The organism is Verrucomicrobiota bacterium (assembly GCA_016871535.1).
Taxonomy (GTDB): Bacteria; Verrucomicrobiota; Verrucomicrobiia; order Limisphaerales; family SIBE01; genus VHCZ01.
On record VHCZ01000123.1, the window covers coordinates 1 to 17,768 of the forward strand.

Here is a 17,768-nt window from a genome sequence, read left to right on the forward strand (position 1 = left end):
CTGAGGCATGCAATTTTGGTGAATTGTAAATTCGGAAATCTGGCTTAGAGCGTGTCCGAAAATTGCGCGGGGTCCTGCGGCGAGGGATTTTGGCTGTGGCCAAGGCGGCGAGGTCCGAGCATCCCCACCGCGGGCTGTAAGGACCGAGCCAACGCAGGCCACGGACAAAAGACCCGCCGCCCGGAGGGTTTTCGCGCCAAAGGCCGCCTGGCTTCGTTGCTCCTCAGTCGAAGATCCAGGGAGGATATTCTCCTTCGTTGCGCCTCGCCATCCGGCCTTTGGCGCGAAAACAGGACCCCGCGGAATTTTCGGACACGCTCTTAGGATTTCAGGCGGTGCAGCGAATCGCTGATCTCCGATGAAAGCTCTGGTCAGAAACTTCGCCACGAACCCGTTGATGCCCGGTTGCGTGCTGGCTTCGATCATGGGCGATCCCCAGAGTCGCCTCGCGCAATCGTGGGACTACGCCACGCTCGCCCATTTCAACAAGCAGGGCACGCTCGATATCGTTTCCCACTTCCAGAGCGCCGGGCTGATCAACGATGAACAGGCGGCGAAGATCATCGGCAGCGACACGCAATTCGTAACCGCCTTCAAGCAGCTCGTTCCTAAAATCCCCGATGTCGGCTACGTCACCGGCTGCGACGCCGCTTCCGTCGAACGACTGGCGAGAGCCTTGTTCAGCGCCAAGCTGCTCGCGGAGAAGCTGGAGATTCTGACCCCGCCGCAGCTTTCCTACGAGAAAACGCCGAAGGGAACCGTGGATTTGCTGGAGTCCCTTTACGATGCCTTCCGAAAAATTGTCGGCGGCGCCTGGTCGGTCTTTTTTCCGCTGCAGGATTTCTCCCTGGCGACCGATGCCTCGGCCCAATTCTGGATGGCCTGCCTGTACACGGGGCGGACCGACGAGATGGTCAACGGATTCGTTGGTTTGTTCCGCCGCGAACATCGTGTCCGGCTCCTCGCGCTCAATCGCGGCCACGTCAAAGAAAAAGGCATCCACCTGCGCGACGTGATCACCGAATACCTCGACAACTCCAAAGACAAGATCACGAAGCTGCATGAAGTCGGCGGCGACTACGTCCGCCAGGGACTGGACCATGCGTTCAACGACATCGTCCAGGTGGTGGGCAAGCTCAAGCTCCCGCCGTTGGTGGTGCTGTATTATGAATTCCTGACCCAGGAGATGGAACGCTTCATCAATTCCAACCCCGGATTCCACTCCCGTTTCACGCGGTTCATCGAGTTTCCAGATTACACGCCCCAGGAGCTTTGCCGGATTTTTTGCCTGATGTGCTGGAAGAACGGGCTGGCGCTCACGCCCGGCCTTAAAGAAAAGATTCTCCATCATTTTACCCTCCTCCATCGCGAGCGCGCCGACAATTTCGGCAATGCGCGTCTGGTGCGAAACTGCTTCGAATCGGTCATCAACGCCCAGGCGATGCGGCTGGCCAACGCGGGCAGTTTTGAGCTGCGGGCGCTGACGCTGGTCAACGAAGCGGATCCCGACTCCCCCGCCCAGTCCTTTCTGGCCGACTACCGCCAGAAGAAGAAGGGCCATCTCGTGAAATGCCCCCACTGCGATCACCTCTATTCGTGGACGCCGGAGATGGAAATCGTCGAGGCGATCTGCCAGCGCTGCGGGAAGAACTACAATTGCGAGTTCGGGATCGTGCAGGAGTGACCGCGCCCTGGCGGGCGAATTTCAAATTTGAAATTTCAAATTGAGATTCTTGAGCGCCTACTTCAGCGCGTCTTCGATCATCTTCTTGAATTCCGGCGTGGCCCCTTTCACCAGCGCGACCGGCCCGGTCAGGCGAACATAAATGTCGCCCTGCGGACTGGTCACAATCACCCCCAGCAGCGCGTGATCTTTCATGGCTGTTTTGGGACCGCCCGGCATACCGCTGAGATACGTTCCCTGGATCGAAGCGTAAGTCACCTTGTGTTTTCCAACGGCGACCTCCTCCGTCTTCTTCTCGCGCCCATCCTGGAACTGGCCGAACCACCGTTCCACATTGGCCTGGACGCCGCCCATGTTGCCCGCGAAAAAAACGACTTCGCCGGCGCCCTTGGTCTTTTCATCCACGACCTTGAGCTGCGCTTTGCGCATGGCGGAGGTCACCTCGACCCATTCCCATTTGGCAGGCCGCGTGAAGTTGAACTCGCCGACTTTGAACCTCGCCGGCGCCTCGGCGGCATAGCCAGCGAATGAAGCGGCGAACAGCAAGGATGGAATCGAGCGATTGAGAATTTTTCGGAGCGAGAACATGGCGTCTTGTTAGCTTAGGCCGACTTCGAAGTCAACCGGGGCTGACATTACGGAATCCTTTGCCTCATTCCGCAAACTGCACTTCCACCGGCGCCCGCTCGAAGTCCGTGGCGGCGAGCAGCGTTTGCGGCTGCAACCGGGCGATCGGGGCGATGAAGCGGTCGGGGATGATCTCCAGCCGCATGTTGTAGAAGGTGGCGATCTCGTTGAAATAACCGCGCGCGAGCGCGATGCGCTGTTCGGTGTTCACCAGTTCGCGCTGAAGTTCGAGAAACGATTCCTGCGCTCTCAACTCCGGATACCTTTCCGCGATGCCAATCGTCACTTTCGCCAGACCATGAAAATCCGGACCGGCAGCGCCTGGAGGCGTGGCCGCGGCCTGGCTGCGGAGTTCAGCAAGTTCGGTTTGCAGATTGCTTTCATGATCGCGGAGGCCCTTGACCGTTTCAACGAGGTTTGGAATCAGGTCGTGCCGCCGCTTGAGCTGCACGTCAAGCGTCGCCCAGGCTTGCCGCACGCGTTGGCGGAGGCCCACGAGACTGTTGAACACCATCCACGCCCAGCCCAGCATCCAGGCCAGGATGAAGCCGCTCCCGATCAGCACGTACCCCAAAAGGCGCGCGCCGGGATCGAATCCGGACTCGGCATCGCGGATCACAAATCCGGCAATCGCCAACGCCATGCCGAAAAATCCCCACAACCAGTAAGCCCAGGCGAAGCCGCGGCTGACTTGCTCCTCGGTGCACACGGAGATGAGGAACATCGGCGCGGCCTTGTCGTGAGCGATTTCGGGCGCCACGACGTCCTTGCGTTCCCGCGATTGCCCCATCACGTAAAGCGGCGCGTGCAACGGAATAGCCGTCTCCGTGAACCGTCTCGTGAAGGTGGAGTTCATGATCGCCCCCGGCGGTCCCTTGGCGTAGTAAAGCGGATCCCCGGCGCCGCACGTCCGCGCAAAAATTTGCTGCGCCTCGATTTCGGCGCCATCCGGGCGCACCAGAATGGCTCCCAGATCGTCCTTAAGGTAGAACGGAATTGTTTCCCCGCCGTTCGCCACCGTCGTCCAGCCGGTCTCCACGCGGGTGCGGGTGCGGGTGCGGCCATCCTTGTCGGTGTAGGTCTCCGTGACCGTCCGCCTCCAATGCTCCTCCACGCTCCAGGAATAATGCGCGCATTTGCGCTCCGCCAGGAAACTCATCAACGGCTGCCCCGTCTCCGCCGTGCCTTTCAATTCGACCAAACCGATAAACACGCCCGTCGTCTTGGACGTGGGTGTATCATCGACGAGCCGTTTGCGTTTGCCCGATCGCAGCGAGCCGAAGATGCAAAGCGCGCCCAGCACCAGGCCGATCCACGGGATAAAAGGTGCAAAGTCGGACATCCGCGGGTCAGAACTGGACCTGGGGCGCTTCGCGTTGCTCGGCGGGTGTCTCGAAGAGCGGTTCTTCTTTGAAGCCCATCATCCCGGCGACCACCACGTTCGGGAACACCTGGATGTCCGTGTTGTAGCGCGTGACGGCATCATTGTAAGTCTGACGCGAGAGGGCGATGCGGTCTTCGGTCGAGGTCAGTTCTCCCTGCAATTGGAGGAAGTTCGTGTTGGCCTTCAATTCGGGATAGGCCTCGGCCACCATGAGCAGTTTTCCCAGCGCCGCGGTCAGTTCGCCTTCGGCTTTGATCTTGTCCGCGGGCAGCGTGGCGCTGGTGGCTTTGGCGCGGGCGTTGACAACGCGCTCGAATGTGTCCTTCTCGTGCGCGGCGTAGCCTTTGACCGTGTTGACGAGATTCGGGATGAGATCGTGGCGGCGCTTGAGTTGGACATCAATCTGCGCCCACGCGTTTTTCACGGCTTGCCGCAGCCGCACCAGGCCGTTGTAGATGCCGACCAGCCAAAGCACAACGAGAAGCGCGAGGCCGAGGAGAATACCGAGAACGATGAGCAATGGTGTCATGAATCGCAGTGTAACCCGCGATCACTCCGCGAAAACTACAAAGTGGGGGGTGGATTGGAGACGGTAGCGGAAAAGTCCTTGTCTTTCCCGGAAGCGCCAGCGTAGCTTTCCCACACTATGAAGGTTGAGTTTTACGGTCACGTCCGGCAATACCGCAATATCCAGAAGGAAATTGACGGCAACATCCAGAAAGTGCTGCTCAGCGGCCAATACGTCATGGGCCCGATGCTCAAGCAATTCGAATCCGAGCTGGCGGCTTATCACGGCATGAAACACGCCATCGGCGTCGGCAACGGCACCGATGCCATCTGGCTGGTCCTCATGGCGCTCGGCATTGGGCCGGGCGACGAAGTGATCACGCACCCGAATACGTTTTTCGCCACGGCGGAGGCCATCTGGATCGCAGGCGCGACCGCGGTGTTCGTCGATTGCGATCCGAAGACGAAGTGCATTGATCCCACGAAGATCGAAGCGGCCATCACGCCCAAGACCAAAGCCATCGTCCCCGTCCATCTCTACGGGCAGTGCGCCGACATGCCCGCGATCAAGAAAATCGCGGACAAACACAAGCTGCATCTGATCGAAGACAATGCTCAGGCTATTGGCGCGAGCGGGCCCGGATTCAAGATCGGCCACTTGAGCGACGCGGCGGCGACGAGCTTTATCATCCAGAAAAATCTCGGCTGCTTCGGAGACGGCGGCGCCGTGGTGACCAACAATTCGCAGATCGACGAGCGCGTTCGCAAGCTGCGCAACCACGGCTCGAACGCCCGCAACGTCCACAGCTTCGGATTCAACAGCCGGCTGGACGACTTGCAAGCGGGCGTGCTCAGCGCGAAACTCAAGTGCATCGATTCTTGGAATGATCTGCGCCGCCAATGGTCAGCGCGTTATACCGCGGGCTTGAAAGGTTGCCGCCATTTCGATCTGCCCGTCGAACTGCCCGGTTACCGGCACATTTACCACCTCTACATCATCGAAACCAAGAAGCCCGAACAGCGCGACCCGCTGCTGAAATTCCTGAACGACGCCGGCATCGACGCCAAGACACATTACTCGATCGCGATTCACCAGCAGGCCGGTTATCCCTGGGGCAAAGGCGCGCGCATTGCCGGCTCCGTGGCCAACGCCGAACGCAACGCCGCTTCGTGCATCAGCCTTCCGATGTATCCCGAACTGACCGCCGAGGAAGTCGATTGCGTCGTCGCCAAAGTGAAGGAATGGGACAAGGCGCAGGGTTAGATGACGAATGACGACTCCGCCCCCAATGGTTCGGCCGGTGCGTTTGGCGCCTCCGCATCGCTTCACCCGTGAGGACTATCACGCGATTGCCGAGGCCGGAATCCTGGGAGAAGACGATCGCGTTGAACTCATCGCCGGGGAAATCACTACCCAAATGCCTATTGGAACTGTGCACGCGGGCACCGTCAAACGACTCAACCAGCTTTTTACGCACTTGGCCAGAGGTCGCTGCATTGTGTCCGTGCAGGATCCGGTTGCCCTTGATCCATTCAGCGAGCCTCAACCAGACCTCGCCTTGCTCCGTCCGCGCCCGGACTTTTGCGCGAACGCGCACCCGGAACCCGGAGACGTTCTGTTGATCGTGGAGGTGGCGGACACCACTCTCGCTTTTGATCGAGAAGAGAAAATCCCGCTTTATGCTGCGGTGGGCATTCCGGAAGTGTGGCTGGTTGATTTGTCCGACAAGTCGGTCCATGTCTTTCGCCTGCCGGTGCAGGGTGCTTACACGGAAATGACGCGCCATCGAGCCGGTGCGAGCATTGCGATCCAGGGTCTGCCTGACGCCTCGTTGGCCGTGAGCGACTTAGCCCTGTAAGACCCGCGATTACTCTCTAACTGTATGAACGCAGAGTCGAGACGTTCCCCAAAATGGCTGCTTGAGGACGGAGGCCTCCCGGCCTCCGTTGCTTCTGGTTCAACTCCTCGATTACACCATGAACAAATACACGGTCCTTGTGGCCGGCGTGGGCAAGCGCGGCTTGCACCACGCCACATATTTCAAGGCGAATCCGCGCTTCGAACTCGCCGGCATTTCGAGCCGTGATTCCGCCCGTTTGCAGGGTGCGCTCGGAAAGCTGGGGAATGTTCCAGGCAGCGGCGACGCCCGCGCACTCGCGCTTTCCCTGAAGCCGGACGTTTTCTGCTTTTGCACCCCGCCGAGCGTGCGCCTCGATTTGATCAAACTCGGCATTGAGTGCGGCGCCAGGCTGATCGCGTTTGAAAAACCGGTCGCGCTCACCAGCGCCGAATTGTTCGCGATTCGCGATCTGGTTCGGAAGGCCGGAGTCAAAGCGGTGGTCAGCCACCAGCACCGTTACGGCGTCCATTACCGCAAGGTCAAAGAGATCGCCGCCAGCGGCGCGCTGGGGCGTGTCCACACCGTCTATGGGACCGCGACCGGTTGGATGACCCACATGCTTTCGCATCTGATCGACTACACGTGCTGGTTCAACAATGACACGCCCGGCGCGTGGGTGATGTCCCAGGCCGCAGGCCGCCACAAATTCACGGACAACCATCCGTCGCCGGATTATCTCGGAGGTTTTGTCCAATTCGCCAACGGTGTGCGCGGCATTTACGAAGTCGGCGCCGGGGCGCCCGACCAACCAGAGGTGGCGAAGTGGTGGGGCAAGAACCGCCTCGGCGCACAAGGCACCGAAGGGTTCGCGGAAGTTCTCACCAACGGCGGTTGGCGCGCGGTGACCCAACGCGGCGGCCATCAAAGCGGCGAAGGCGCGATGAATTACGACCTCGACATGCCGCCTTACATTCAGGAGATGGCCGATTGGCTTGACGACGAGAAGAAGGTTCATCCCTGCAATTTCGAGCATGCCTGCCTGGGCGCCGAAATCATGCTCGCGCTCCAACGCAGCGCTGCTGAAGGCGGCCAGGTCGCCCTCCCGCTCACGACTGGAATGGACGAGCAAGCGCTCCTCAAGGCGAAACTCGCCGACTGCCCTGTGCTCGCGTCATGCGAGCAGAATCGGAAGGAATTCGGACTGATCTGAACAGGTCAGGAAACAACATGGAGGGGATCGAGAATGTCGATATCGCCGTCCTTGTCCACGACCGCGAGGTCGTATTTGCCAATGGCGATAAACTCTGGGTGAGGCACGGCGTATTCGGGACCATCTGACGTTCTCAGGACGAAAGGCCGAAATCCACCTTTCACGCGCCTTCGGATTTTCTCCAGGTTCATGTGCAACGGTTAAATCGCCAGCGCCACAAGTCAGGACCAGTTAGTCTGGCTTTATCCGACGCCGTCCTCCGCATCTAATTTCTTTCTGTCGAATCCTCTCCTCTCCTGATTAACTCCGCGCCGTGGAAGTCATTATTCGACCTGACGCCGATGCGGCAGCCGAGTTAGTGGCACGGCTGATCGCCAAGGAACTGGGCGCGAACCCGCATTTGGTGCTGGGCCTGGCCACGGGCCGGACGATGGAATCGGTCTATTCCAAATTGGTCCGCATCCATCGGGAAACGAAACTGGATTTCTCACTTTGCTCCACGTTCAACCTCGACGAATACGTCGGCCTCGCGCCGGACGATCCGCATTCGTATCGGCATTACATGAACGAACGGCTGTTTCGCCTTGTAAACGTCGATCCGCGGAACACACACCTGCCGAACGGCCAGGCGCCCGATCTCGACGCCGAATGCCGCAATTATGAGGCTGCAATTGCCAAGTTCGGCAGGATCGATCTCCAACTGCTCGGCATCGGCCAGGCCGGGCATATCGGCTTCAACGAACCGCTCTCCGCGTTGCGGTCCCGCACGCGCGTGAAGGCGCTCACGCCGGCCACGATCGAGCAAAACGCAGCGTTCTTCGGTTCCGAAGACCAGGTGCCGCGCCGCGCCATCACGATGGGCGTGGGCACGATTCTGGACGCGCGCCGCTGTGTCTTGCTCGCCACCGGCAGCGACAAGGCCTACATCGTCGCCAAAGCCGTGGAAGGCTCGATCACGGCCATGATCTCCGCGACGGCGCTTCAGTTGCATCCGCGCTGCACGGTCGTCGTGGATGAGGCGGCGGCCGGTCAACTCCAGGGCGCCGAGTACTATCGCTGGATATTCGACAACGAACCCGAGTGGTCGGAATTTCGGTAAACGTAGGGCAGGCATCCTGCCTGCCCCGAAAAGTCGGATGCCGGTGGTCACTTTTCGTTACGGCCCGAATTCCAAAACGGAACGGACACGTGGCTTCGGCGCCTGCCAGCCCCAACCCGCCTGATGTTCTATGGTGTGCCGAACGGGCCGAAGGCCGTTTACACCTTTAGAGGAGATGTGATAATTTGCTCCGCATGAAGGCCAGCGAGTTGCCAGCCGTTGATCCAAACATCTTGGGCGGCACACCGGTCTTCAAAGGGACCCGCGTCCCCGTGAAGACCTTGTTCGAGTATCTGGGGAACAATTACAGCTTTCGTGGTCATCAACCCCGGGTAGATTTCAGCTATGCCACACCTATCCTCAGGCGCGCTACGGTTCAGGCTCATCGCGCTTCTGTCATTTTGCTTCGCTGGATTCATCGATGACACTGAGGCGGCCCCGTACCTTGCGCCATCGACGCGGCGCATGGCAGAGCGCCTGGAACGCCTCGCTCAGGAAGCGGACCCGCTTCAGAATCCTTTCCTGAATCGCCGCGCGGCTGAGATCTTTGGCAAGCAACTGAAGGACGCGCTCGCGGAGCCTCTCACGCGCGAGAACATCCCGAAAATCGTCGGCCTCCGCTACAAATTCGCTCACGAACTGCTTCACGCCGGCGAAAGCGAGCAAGCCGTCGCCCAGTTCTCCCAGTTGCTCGGCTTCATCAAAACCAATCGCATCGAGCTCAGCGATGACAAGGTCGAGTTGGTGCGAATGAACGCGGCGTTGTCGCATCTTCGCCTGGGCGAACAGGAGAATTGTCTGGCGAATCACACGATTGATTCCTGTCTGATGCCGATTCAGCCGGGCGGTTTTCACAAGATTCCGCGCGGCTCCCGGGGCGCCCTCCCGTATTTGCTGGAACAATTGGAAAAGAACCCCGCCGACTTGCGCACCGGATGGCTTCTCAACCTCGCCTACATGACGCTCGGCGAATACCCGGACAAAGTGCCGTCCAAGTTCCTGATCCCGCCCAGGGTTTTCAACTCCGAGCACGACATCAAACGCTTCCCGGACATTGCGCGTGGACTGGGCGTGGACCTCAACGACCTGGCCGGCAGCGTCGTCATGGACGATTTCGATAACGACGGCTTTCTCGACTTGCTGATTTCGGGAATGGGACTGCGCGAGCAACTGCGGCTGTTCCGGAACCAAGGAGACGGCACATTCGCCGAGCGCACTGAAGACGCCGGGCTGGTCGGCGAGCTGGGCGGTTTGAATATGATCCAGGCGGATTACAACAATGACGGTTTCCTCGATGTGCTGGTGCTGCGCGGCGCGTGGTTTGAGAAACAAGGCCACCATCCGAACTCGCTTCTCCGGAACAACGGGAACGGAACGTTCGACGACGTGACCGAAGAAGCCGGCCTTCTGAGTTTTCGCCCCACGCAAACCGGCACCTGGCTCGACTTCAATAACGACGGCTGGATCGATCTGTTCATCGGCAACGAAACCGTGCCGGGCGACACCAACCGCTGCGAACTCTTTCGCAACAACGCCAACGGCACCTTTACAGAAATCTCAGCGGACGTTGGAATCGGCGCGCTTGGCCTGATCAAGTCGGTGCACAGCGGCGATTACAACAACGACGGATGGCCGGATATCTACGTCTCCTGCCGCGGCCAGCCGAATTCTCTTTACCGCAACGATGGACCGCAAAGCCCGGACAAGTCAGCCAAAGGCGCCTGGAAGTTCACGAATGTGTCAAAGGAACTCGGCGTGTTCGCGCCCGTCTTTAGCTTTCCTTCTTTCTTTTTTGATTACGACAATGATGGATGGCTCGATCTGTTTTCCTGCGGGTACGGCGTCAAGAACGTCGGGAGTGTCGCCGCGGATTACCTCGGCTTGCCGCACGGTGCGGAACGGGCCCGGCTTTATCGCAACAATCGTGACGGCACCTTCACGGATGTGACGAAATCCAGCGGGCTTTATCGCGTGCTCCTGGCGATGGCGGCCAACTTTGGTGACCTCGACAACGACGGGTTTCTGGACATCTATCTTGGGACGGGCGCTCCGGACCTCAACATGCTTGTTCCGAATCGCATGCTGCGCAATGCCGGCGGAAGCCGTTTTCAAGATGTGACGACGTCGGGCGGATTCGGGCATCTCCAAAAAGGCCACGGCATCGCGTTCGGCGATCTCGATCACGACGGCGACCAGGACATCTACGCGTCCATCGGCGGCGCTTACGAAGGGGACACTTACTACAACGCCCTCTTTGAGAATCCAGGCCACGGCAACCATTGGCTGAAGTTGAAGCTGGTTGGCGTGAAATCGAATCGCACGGCCATCGGCGCGCGCATCCAAGTGAACGCGGTGTCGGCGGAAGGGACGCGCGCGATCCACAAGACGGTCAACTCCGGCGCCACGTTCGGAGCGTCGCCGCTGCGCCAGGAAATTGGATTGGGAACAGCCGCGGCCATCGAGAGCGTCGAAATCTGGTGGCCGGCCTCCGGCATTCGGCAGAAGCTGACCGGGATCGAAAAGAACCAGTGTTATCTGGTTCGCGAAGGAGACGCCAAAGCGACGCCCGTGCCGCTCAAGACCTTCAAGTTCAAGTCAAGCGCCCACGCGCACGGGCATTGAAAGCTCGAAGTTCCGTGTCGCGACGGTTGCAGAGTTGCCTGGCAACGTCGCGCGCCAGATTCAGTCCGCCGCTTGCATCTTCCCGTCCGCGCTTACTGAGATTTCGCGCGCGCCGGCGGGCACATCCAAGACCGTGATTCTTTCGCCCGGCCAGCGCACCCAAAGTTTTGCGAGCTCCGCGGCTTGGCCGAGCACAGCCACCGCGCTATCCTGCGACCAATAGCCCGAACCGGAATGAATCTCGCGGATGGGTCCGCTGCGCCCGCCGGCATCGATCAGGCGGATGGCGGCGCCCATGCCGTGAGGATTGCCCGGCGGACCTTTCAAGCGCACGCGCAATCCGGGCTTTGCGCCCACATTATGAAATAGCTTCGTCGCCGCGCCATTTTGTCCGACGGCCAGATCGACCCGGCCATCGCCGTCGTAATCTGCCACGGCGGCGCCACGGCCCTCGCCGTAAACGAACACCCCGCTTTGCAGCCCGGAGCGCACAGCGAACCCACCACGACCGTCACCTACCAACAGGACTCCGCGGCCCGCGTCGAGCCGTGAAGCCGTGGGTTGGACCGGAAAAAAATTTTGAGCCAGAAAGACGTCTTCGTTCCCATCACCATCGAAATCAGCCGCCGTCACTCCAAAGGCCGGTGCGAATTGCGCTTCCGGCGGAAGCAAAACCAGATCGAAATGATCGCCGCGATTCAAGAAAACCGTGGACGCCAGCCAGGCAGCGCGCAAAGGCGCGAGCTTCTTGAAGGCTTCGCCCAGAATTTCCGGGACGGCGGCGGTGTTGTAGGTGGCGAAGGTCTGGAATCGCTCCCGCAGAACCGGCATGGCTTGAACCACGGAGTTGAGGCTTCGGGTCGGCACGATTCGATTTGCCCCCGAGTCAAACCACGCTTCCAGCAAATCGAGCATTCCATTTCCGAAGAAATCTCCGTAGTAGATCAGCGCTCCACTGGAATTCGCCGGTTTCGTTCCCGTCCGGAAAAAACCCAAGGCAAGGGCTTCGCTTGCTTGCTGGGCCGATTGATATGGGCTGTTCAATCCCCAGTTCGACGCGATCAAATCCAACTGGCCATCGCCGTCGAAGTCGCCGGCACTGACGCCGGACCAGAAACCGGTGAGGTCGCGTAGCGTGAAGCGTGAAGCGTGAAGCGTCGAAGAAGCGGGCCGAGCCGTAACGGGCCATTCCCAGGGCTTAAAGGTCCTGCCTTCATTTCGGAAAATCCGCAGCGGTCCCCATTCGCAAGCCAGGACCAAATCCGTCGCGCCGTCGCCATTCAGGTCCGTGAAGACCGCGCCGCTGACCAGACCAACTCGCGAGAAAACGCGCGAGCGTTCCGGATCCAACTGGAGTCGCCCACCGGAGTTGCGCAGCAGGAACGAACTGGCGGATTCGGGCCAGCGCCCCGGAATACTCCTGCCGCCGACGAACAAATCCAAATCGCCGTCGTTGTCCACATCCGCCATCGCGAGCGGGCCGGCGCTGCTTGATTGACCTGGAAATGCATCCTGCGCGGCATTCGCTGCCAGGTCAAACTGTCGGACCATGGCGCCGTTCGTGAGTCCGTCTTCGTAGTTGGCCGCGCCCGCGAGCAAGACCACTTGTCCAGGAGCCTTGGCCCAGCCGAGGACGCCGCTTTGGTCGCGAGTCACCTGCTGGTTCACCGGAGCGCTCATGAGCCGCTGGAATCCTCCCTTGCCGTCGTTCACAAAAACCGCCATCGATCCGCCTCTGCCGCTGCTAATAATCAGATCATCGCGGTCATCCCCGTTCACATCGAACCAGGACACACCCGGCCCGAGCTGGCTGAGTTTCCAGGGCAGCAAAAGCTGGCGCGCGAAGTCGTCGAACGGCTCGTCCCTGTGGGCGTGGTCGAGCAAGTGGCTGGCATCCTCGAAGAGCGCCTTCATTCGTAGGGCAGGCTTTCCAGCCTGCCGGTTCGCCGGGCTTTCCAGCCCGGTGTCACTGGTTTTCGCGACTGGAAAGTCGCGAGAACCCGCAGGCTGGAAAGCCTGCGCTACGGAGGCCGCCGCCTCATCGATCTCATACGCATGATTCGCCTGCGCGCGCTCAACCACACTCCGTCTCCCGCTTCGCCAGAGTACTTCGATCGTCAACTCATTTGTCCTGCTTCTCACTGCGAACACGCGCGTCGCGTCGTCGCAGGACAAATAACGGCCGCCGCCGCTCATCTCTTGCGCTTGCTCGACCGGTCCGCCGAGGAGGCGAATGCGGGCGCCGACGCCGCGCGTGTTGGGCTGCGTTCCTTTCAACCGAACCGTGATTCGCGGCGCGGCCGCTTCGTTCCGATAGAGTCCCGCCGCCGCGTTCAGATTGTTCACCACCACGTCGAGGTCGCCGTCATGGTCGAGGTCCGCGAGCGCCATGCCGTGGGCGACCCCCATTTGATCGAAGCCCCAGAGCTTTTCCGCCCGCTCGAATGTCAAGTTGCCGCGATTGCGGAAAGCCACTTTGGCCTGCTGCATTCTGGGAAACATAAGAAGCTTTTGCGGGATCAGGTCGCGGCGCCAGGGACCTTTGGCTTGAATGCGCGCTTCGGCGTCGAGGTCCTGGGTGTCGAACATGTGTCCCGTCGAGCACAGAATGTCCTCATAACCGTCCAGATCCACGTCCATGAGTATCGTGGACCACGTCCAATCGGAGGCTTCCAGGCCCGCGTAGGTGGCGATCTCGGCGAACGTGCCGTCGCCGCGGTTCAATTGCAGGGTGTTCCGGTCAACCTGGGGCCGGTCGTCGAAAAGGCCTACGCGCGAATGATACGGCGCGGACTCGGCGAATTGCATGAGCTGCCGCGCGTGGTTCAGACTGAGCATGTCCGCCACGAAAATGTCGTCCAGACCGTCCCGGTTCAGGTCGCCGAAATCAACCGACATGGAAAACGTCGAAGTTTTTCTCAGCGCGAGTCGGGGAAGCGCGCGGAAATGGCCCTGGCCGTCATTGATCCAAACCTTGTCGGTGGATTGAAAATCATTGCAGATATAAAGGTCAGGTGCGCCATCGCGGTTGAGATCGCGAAACATCGCCGTCAATCCCCAATCAAACGGCGGCCTGGCGAGCGGCTTGCCGTCCTCGTCCAGAAAAGTCCCGTCCGTCCAGGACAGCGGAGTGAATCGGCCGTGTCCGTCATTCCGGTAAAGGATGTCCGGTTCGCCGTGTTCAAGCACGCGGCCTTCCGGCGTGTACTCCAGATGATCGCGGTCCTCCGGCCGGATCATGCGCCGGCCTCCGATATTGAGCACGGCGAAGCCCGTGGTCCGAATCGTGGTGGTCCGATAATTCGTCACGTAGAGATCAAGGTCGCCGTCGCCGTCGATGTCGGCCAGGGCCAGCGAAGTCGGTCCGAACTTGCGCAACAGCCCTGAATCGGTCGCTTCGGCAAATCTCCCTTTCCCGTCGTTGACGAAGAGCCGTGTGCCGGCGCCGATTCCATTTACCAGCAAATCCAGGTCGCCGTCGCCATCGAGGTCTGCCAGAGCCGCGCCAGTGGAGTATTGATCATCGCACGTCACGCCAGCGGCAGAAGTGAGTTCCTCGAATTTCCAGTTTCCCAGATTCCGATACAGCGCGTTCGCCCCTTCGAGACGGCAAAGGTAGATATCACAAAGGCCGTCGCCATCGATGTCGCCCAGCGCCACGCCGGACCCGTTGAGGCGAATCTGGTTTTCGGCCGCCTTAGCGTCGGTGAGCACGTTCGTGAACGTGACGCCGGTCTCAACCGAGTTAACCAAAACAAAACCGCTCCTGGCGGACGGCGATACCGACAATGGGTTCGAACGAGAACTCTCCTGCGCGCCCAAGACCAACGAGGAGGCGGTGAGAAATCCTGCAACCCAGGTCAACGGTTGGGCGAGCCGGTTCCCAGCGAGCCGAGTCGGACGTATTCCAGGCCCATCGAGCGGCTCGCCGGGCCGGACTCGCCCTACCGGGCGCATGTGGCGACAGCATGGTAATCCGACCATGAAAGCTTCCCATGAGCACGATGGTAGGGCTGCGCTGCCGCGCAGCCGCTTTTCAATCGATGCGGCGGCGCAGCAGCACCGCACTACCATCGACGCGTTCACGACCAACGGAGATCGATTCATGGTCTGCGCACAAACTCGGTTCAAACAATCCATCACATCCGAGCAGGTTGTCACGTGCGCCGAGCTTTGCCACACCGGATCAAATTGCAAATCGAAACATCGATGGGCGGGAGTTCATTAGCGCGAAGCAGGGGACTCCTGGCCGGTCTCCCTCAAATCAGGCAGGGCGAGGACTTCCTGCCGAGCCTTTCCTCAATGGCATTGGCTCGGAGGAGTCTCGCCCCACCGTCATTAACTGGGGATTACTTTAGCTCTGTTTCCTCCGTTTCCTCCTGCTATATTTTGTCCACTGGCGCAGTCATGAAAATCGCAGTGCTGCTATCAGGCGGTGTGGACAGTTCCGTGGCGCTTCAACTGGCGAAACGAGAGGGCTACCGGGACATCACCGCCTTTTACCTGAAAATCTGGTTGGAAGACGAACTGTCCTACCTGGGGAGTTGCCCGTGGGAGGACGATCTGAAGTTCGCCCGCGCCGTCTGCGATCAAGCCCAGGTGCCGCTCGAAGTCGTCCCGTTCCAAAGCGAGTATCAAGAACGGATCGTCTCGCACGTGGTGAAGGAACTTCGCGCCGGGCGCACGCCCAGCCCGGACATCTTGTGCAACCAGCAAATCAAGTTCGGCCTGTTCTTCGACCGCATCGATCCGAGTTTCGACAAAGTTGTCACCGGCCACTACGCGCAGGTCGAGGCGCGTGCAGGCAGGTTTCTTCTGAAGCGCTCACCCGATCCCGTCAAAGACCAGACTTATTTCCTTTACGCGCTGAACCAGAGCCAGCTTGGCCGCCTTTGGTTTCCGATTGGGCATTTGACCAAGCGCCAGGTCCGGAAACTTGCGGAGCAATTCGACTTGCCGAACCGGGATCGCAAAGACAGCCAGGGCATTTGCTTCCTCGGAAAAATCAAATATCCGGAATTCATCCGCTATCACCTGGGCGAGCGCGTCGGCGATGTGATCGAACTGGGAACAGGCCGGAAATTGGCCGAGCACAAAGGCTATTGGTTTTACACCGTGGGCCAGCGTAAAGGACTGGGCCTGGGCGGCGGGCCCTGGTACGTGGTCAAGAAGGACATTGAGACCAATCAGGTTTTCATCTCGCGCTCGGATAGTTATCTCACCCACGCGCGGGAAAAATTCACAGTTGGCCCGGTGCATTGGATCGCTGGAGAACCGGCGGTCGCCGCGCTTCAAACCAAAGTCCGCCACAGCCCGCACCTGGAGGATTGCGAGATTCATCCGCTCGGAGAAGGCCGCTGGCAAGTCACGCTGCGGAACAAAGACCAGGGCATCGCCCCTGGCCAGTCGGCCATCTTCTACGAAGGCGACATCTGCCTGGGCGGCGGCGTGATTGAATGAAGTTCGCGATTAGATCAATTCCAAATTGCCAGCCTCAATCTTGACCGCGGCAGCCTGGCGAATGAAATCGAGGCGGAGCACAACCAGCACCTGGCCGGACCGTTTTTCGACAAAACCTTCCATGCCTCGCAACGGGCCGGATTTGACCTTCACCCGGGATCCTTCCGTGATGTGGGGCGCCAGGCACACTTCCAGGTTGGTGTCCAGCGCGCGGAGAATGTCGCCGAGTTGCTCGGCAAAGGTCTTTTGATCGGGCACGTCGAGGAGATTGGCCACGTAATCGCTCTGATAGACTTTCCGGGAATGATTCGGCAGAAGTTTGAGAAAGACGTAGCCGGGAAAAAGCGGTTTCTCGAAAGTCACGGTCTTCCCGCGATACTTTCGGACGTGGCGGAACAGCGGGAGGGTGACGTCGAATCCTTCCCGTTGGCAATATTGCGTGAGTTTCTTCTCACAACGCGGTCTCGTGTGAGCGACGTACCAGAGGACTTCTTCTGACATGGGCTGCAATTGAAATTAGGGCGCGGACTCTTGTTCCGATTGGACGCGCGGGCCGAAAACGTGGCAAAGCACAGAGTTGAACGCAAGCGCGAAAAGGACTTCTTGGCGCCCCAGTTAACGACGGTGGAGCGACGCTCCTGCGGAGCTTCTCTTCAATGACATCGGCTCGGCAGGAGCGATCCCCATGAGGGGATACCTTTCTTGCGCCCTGAAAGCCAGCTTTCGAGCGACGAGCACCTCCAATCTGTCCTCGGTGATCACAGCACGCGCCGCAAAGGTGAGCAACCGTGATCATGTCGGTCTTGAGGGCTGTCACGGCTGATTCAAGAATCGCGCGCAAGATAGGAGTAGGGATGACACACGAGCGTCACCCCTCCCTCCGAACCGGACGGGCGGATTTCCCGCATCCGGCTCTCCGGTTGATGGGGTCTCGACGAGAGAGAGCGCACCTTTCGTGCGGTCTCCAAGGCCGCCTTCCGTTCAACAGTCTCAACCAACTCATCGCTTGGCTGACTCCCCTGCGGCACAGCCCGCGCAGGCACTCGCAGCGGTTTATGGCCTGTCGTTCGGGCCAGCTTCCTTCCATCTTCCTGCACTCCCTTCCCTCCACGATCATTACTCGCTTCATCGCTACTATGGGTGCTCTGACTTCGTCTTGGGCGGCTCTTCGGCCTCCGAGCGGCATGAACTCCGTGGCTCCCAAGCCGATCTCCCTGATTGCTGCGTTTGGTCTTCCGGCCATTCTGTCTCCAACCATCTGCGGGACGTCCGAAAGTGGCGCCGGATTGCTCCAGGTTACGTTTCGGATGCCAGAAGGTCTTGCCCTCCGCGAC

14 protein-coding genes are annotated in these 17,768 nt (G+C 59.9%); 8 read left to right on the top strand and 6 right to left on the bottom strand.

What is annotated here, in order from left to right:
- The first annotated feature begins 358 nt into the window (after positions 1 to 358).
- Positions 359 to 1,684, top strand: coding sequence for a hypothetical protein (locus FJ398_16075; protein ID MBM3839453.1), 1,326 nt, complete (start codon positions 359 to 361; stop codon positions 1,682 to 1,684).
- A 57-nt stretch (positions 1,685 to 1,741) separates the two neighbouring features.
- Here FJ398_16075 and FJ398_16080 read toward each other — a convergent pair whose 3' ends face one another.
- From FJ398_16080 to FJ398_16090, 3 genes are all read right to left on the bottom strand, one after another.
- A complete protein-coding gene (locus FJ398_16080) occupies positions 1,742 to 2,272 on the bottom strand; it encodes a hypothetical protein (protein MBM3839454.1) in 531 nt (176 codons plus the stop codon).
- A gap of 64 nt (positions 2,273 to 2,336) precedes the next feature.
- On the bottom strand, positions 2,337 to 3,653 hold the full coding sequence (locus tag FJ398_16085) for a LemA domain-containing protein (GenBank protein ID MBM3839455.1): 1,317 nt from the start codon (positions 3,651 to 3,653) through the stop codon (positions 2,337 to 2,339).
- A gap of 7 nt (positions 3,654 to 3,660) precedes the next feature.
- Entirely contained in the window at positions 3,661 to 4,215 is a 555-nt protein-coding gene (locus tag FJ398_16090) for a LemA family protein (protein MBM3839456.1), read from the bottom strand.
- Between the two features lie 126 nt (positions 4,216 to 4,341).
- Here FJ398_16090 and FJ398_16095 point away from each other — a divergent pair, with 126 nt between their 5' ends.
- The 3 genes from FJ398_16095 to FJ398_16105 all read left to right on the top strand — a co-directional run bounded on the left by FJ398_16095 (position 4,342) and on the right by FJ398_16105 (position 7,253).
- Positions 4,342 to 5,466: a DegT/DnrJ/EryC1/StrS family aminotransferase gene (locus FJ398_16095; GenBank protein ID MBM3839457.1), complete on the top strand. Its 1,125-nt coding sequence runs from the start codon at positions 4,342 to 4,344 to the stop codon at positions 5,464 to 5,466.
- 25 nt (positions 5,467 to 5,491) lie between these two features.
- On the top strand, positions 5,492 to 6,061 hold the full coding sequence (locus FJ398_16100; protein ID MBM3839458.1) for a Uma2 family endonuclease: 570 nt from the start codon (positions 5,492 to 5,494) through the stop codon (positions 6,059 to 6,061).
- A gap of 118 nt (positions 6,062 to 6,179) precedes the next feature.
- Positions 6,180 to 7,253 carry a Gfo/Idh/MocA family oxidoreductase gene (locus FJ398_16105; GenBank protein MBM3839459.1) on the top strand — a complete coding sequence of 358 codons (1,074 nt, stop codon included), beginning with the start codon at positions 6,180 to 6,182 and terminating at the stop codon, positions 7,251 to 7,253.
- Positions 7,254 to 7,258: 5 nt separating this feature from the next.
- Here the strand turns inward: FJ398_16105 and FJ398_16110 are convergent, their stop codons facing one another.
- Positions 7,259 to 7,444: a hypothetical protein gene (locus FJ398_16110; GenBank protein MBM3839460.1), complete on the bottom strand. Its 186-nt coding sequence runs from the start codon at positions 7,442 to 7,444 to the stop codon at positions 7,259 to 7,261.
- 122 nt (positions 7,445 to 7,566) lie between these two features.
- On the opposite strand from FJ398_16110, the gene nagB reads away from it, so the two are divergent.
- From nagB to FJ398_16125, 3 genes are all read left to right on the top strand, one after another.
- Positions 7,567 to 8,352, top strand: coding sequence for a glucosamine-6-phosphate deaminase (nagB, locus tag FJ398_16115; GenBank protein MBM3839461.1), 786 nt, complete (start codon positions 7,567 to 7,569; stop codon positions 8,350 to 8,352).
- Between the two features lie 194 nt (positions 8,353 to 8,546).
- A complete protein-coding gene (locus FJ398_16120; protein ID MBM3839462.1) occupies positions 8,547 to 8,777 on the top strand; it encodes a DUF433 domain-containing protein in 231 nt (76 codons plus the stop codon).
- Positions 8,698 to 10,974 carry a CRTAC1 family protein gene (locus FJ398_16125; GenBank protein ID MBM3839463.1) on the top strand — a complete coding sequence of 759 codons (2,277 nt, stop codon included), beginning with the start codon at positions 8,698 to 8,700 and terminating at the stop codon, positions 10,972 to 10,974. The genes FJ398_16120 and FJ398_16125 overlap by 80 nt, the downstream gene beginning before the upstream one ends.
- Positions 10,975 to 11,034: 60 nt before the next feature.
- On the opposite strand, the gene FJ398_16130 is transcribed toward FJ398_16125, so the two are convergent.
- Positions 11,035 to 15,135 carry a hypothetical protein gene (locus FJ398_16130; GenBank protein ID MBM3839464.1) on the bottom strand — a complete coding sequence of 1,367 codons (4,101 nt, stop codon included), beginning with the start codon at positions 15,133 to 15,135 and terminating at the stop codon, positions 11,035 to 11,037.
- Between the two features lie 246 nt (positions 15,136 to 15,381).
- Here FJ398_16130 and mnmA point away from each other — a divergent pair, with 246 nt between their 5' ends.
- The gene (gene mnmA, locus FJ398_16135) at positions 15,382 to 16,434 is read left to right on the top strand and encodes a tRNA 2-thiouridine(34) synthase MnmA (protein ID MBM3839465.1); all 1,053 of its coding nucleotides are present in this window, start codon (positions 15,382 to 15,384) and stop codon (positions 16,432 to 16,434) included.
- Positions 16,435 to 16,443: 9 nt separating this feature from the next.
- On the opposite strand, the gene FJ398_16140 is transcribed toward mnmA, so the two are convergent.
- Positions 16,444 to 16,935 (bottom strand): antitermination protein NusG, encoded by a 492-nt coding sequence (locus FJ398_16140; protein MBM3839466.1) that lies wholly within the window; start codon positions 16,933 to 16,935, stop codon positions 16,444 to 16,446.
- Positions 16,936 to 17,768: the final 833 nt, after the last annotated feature.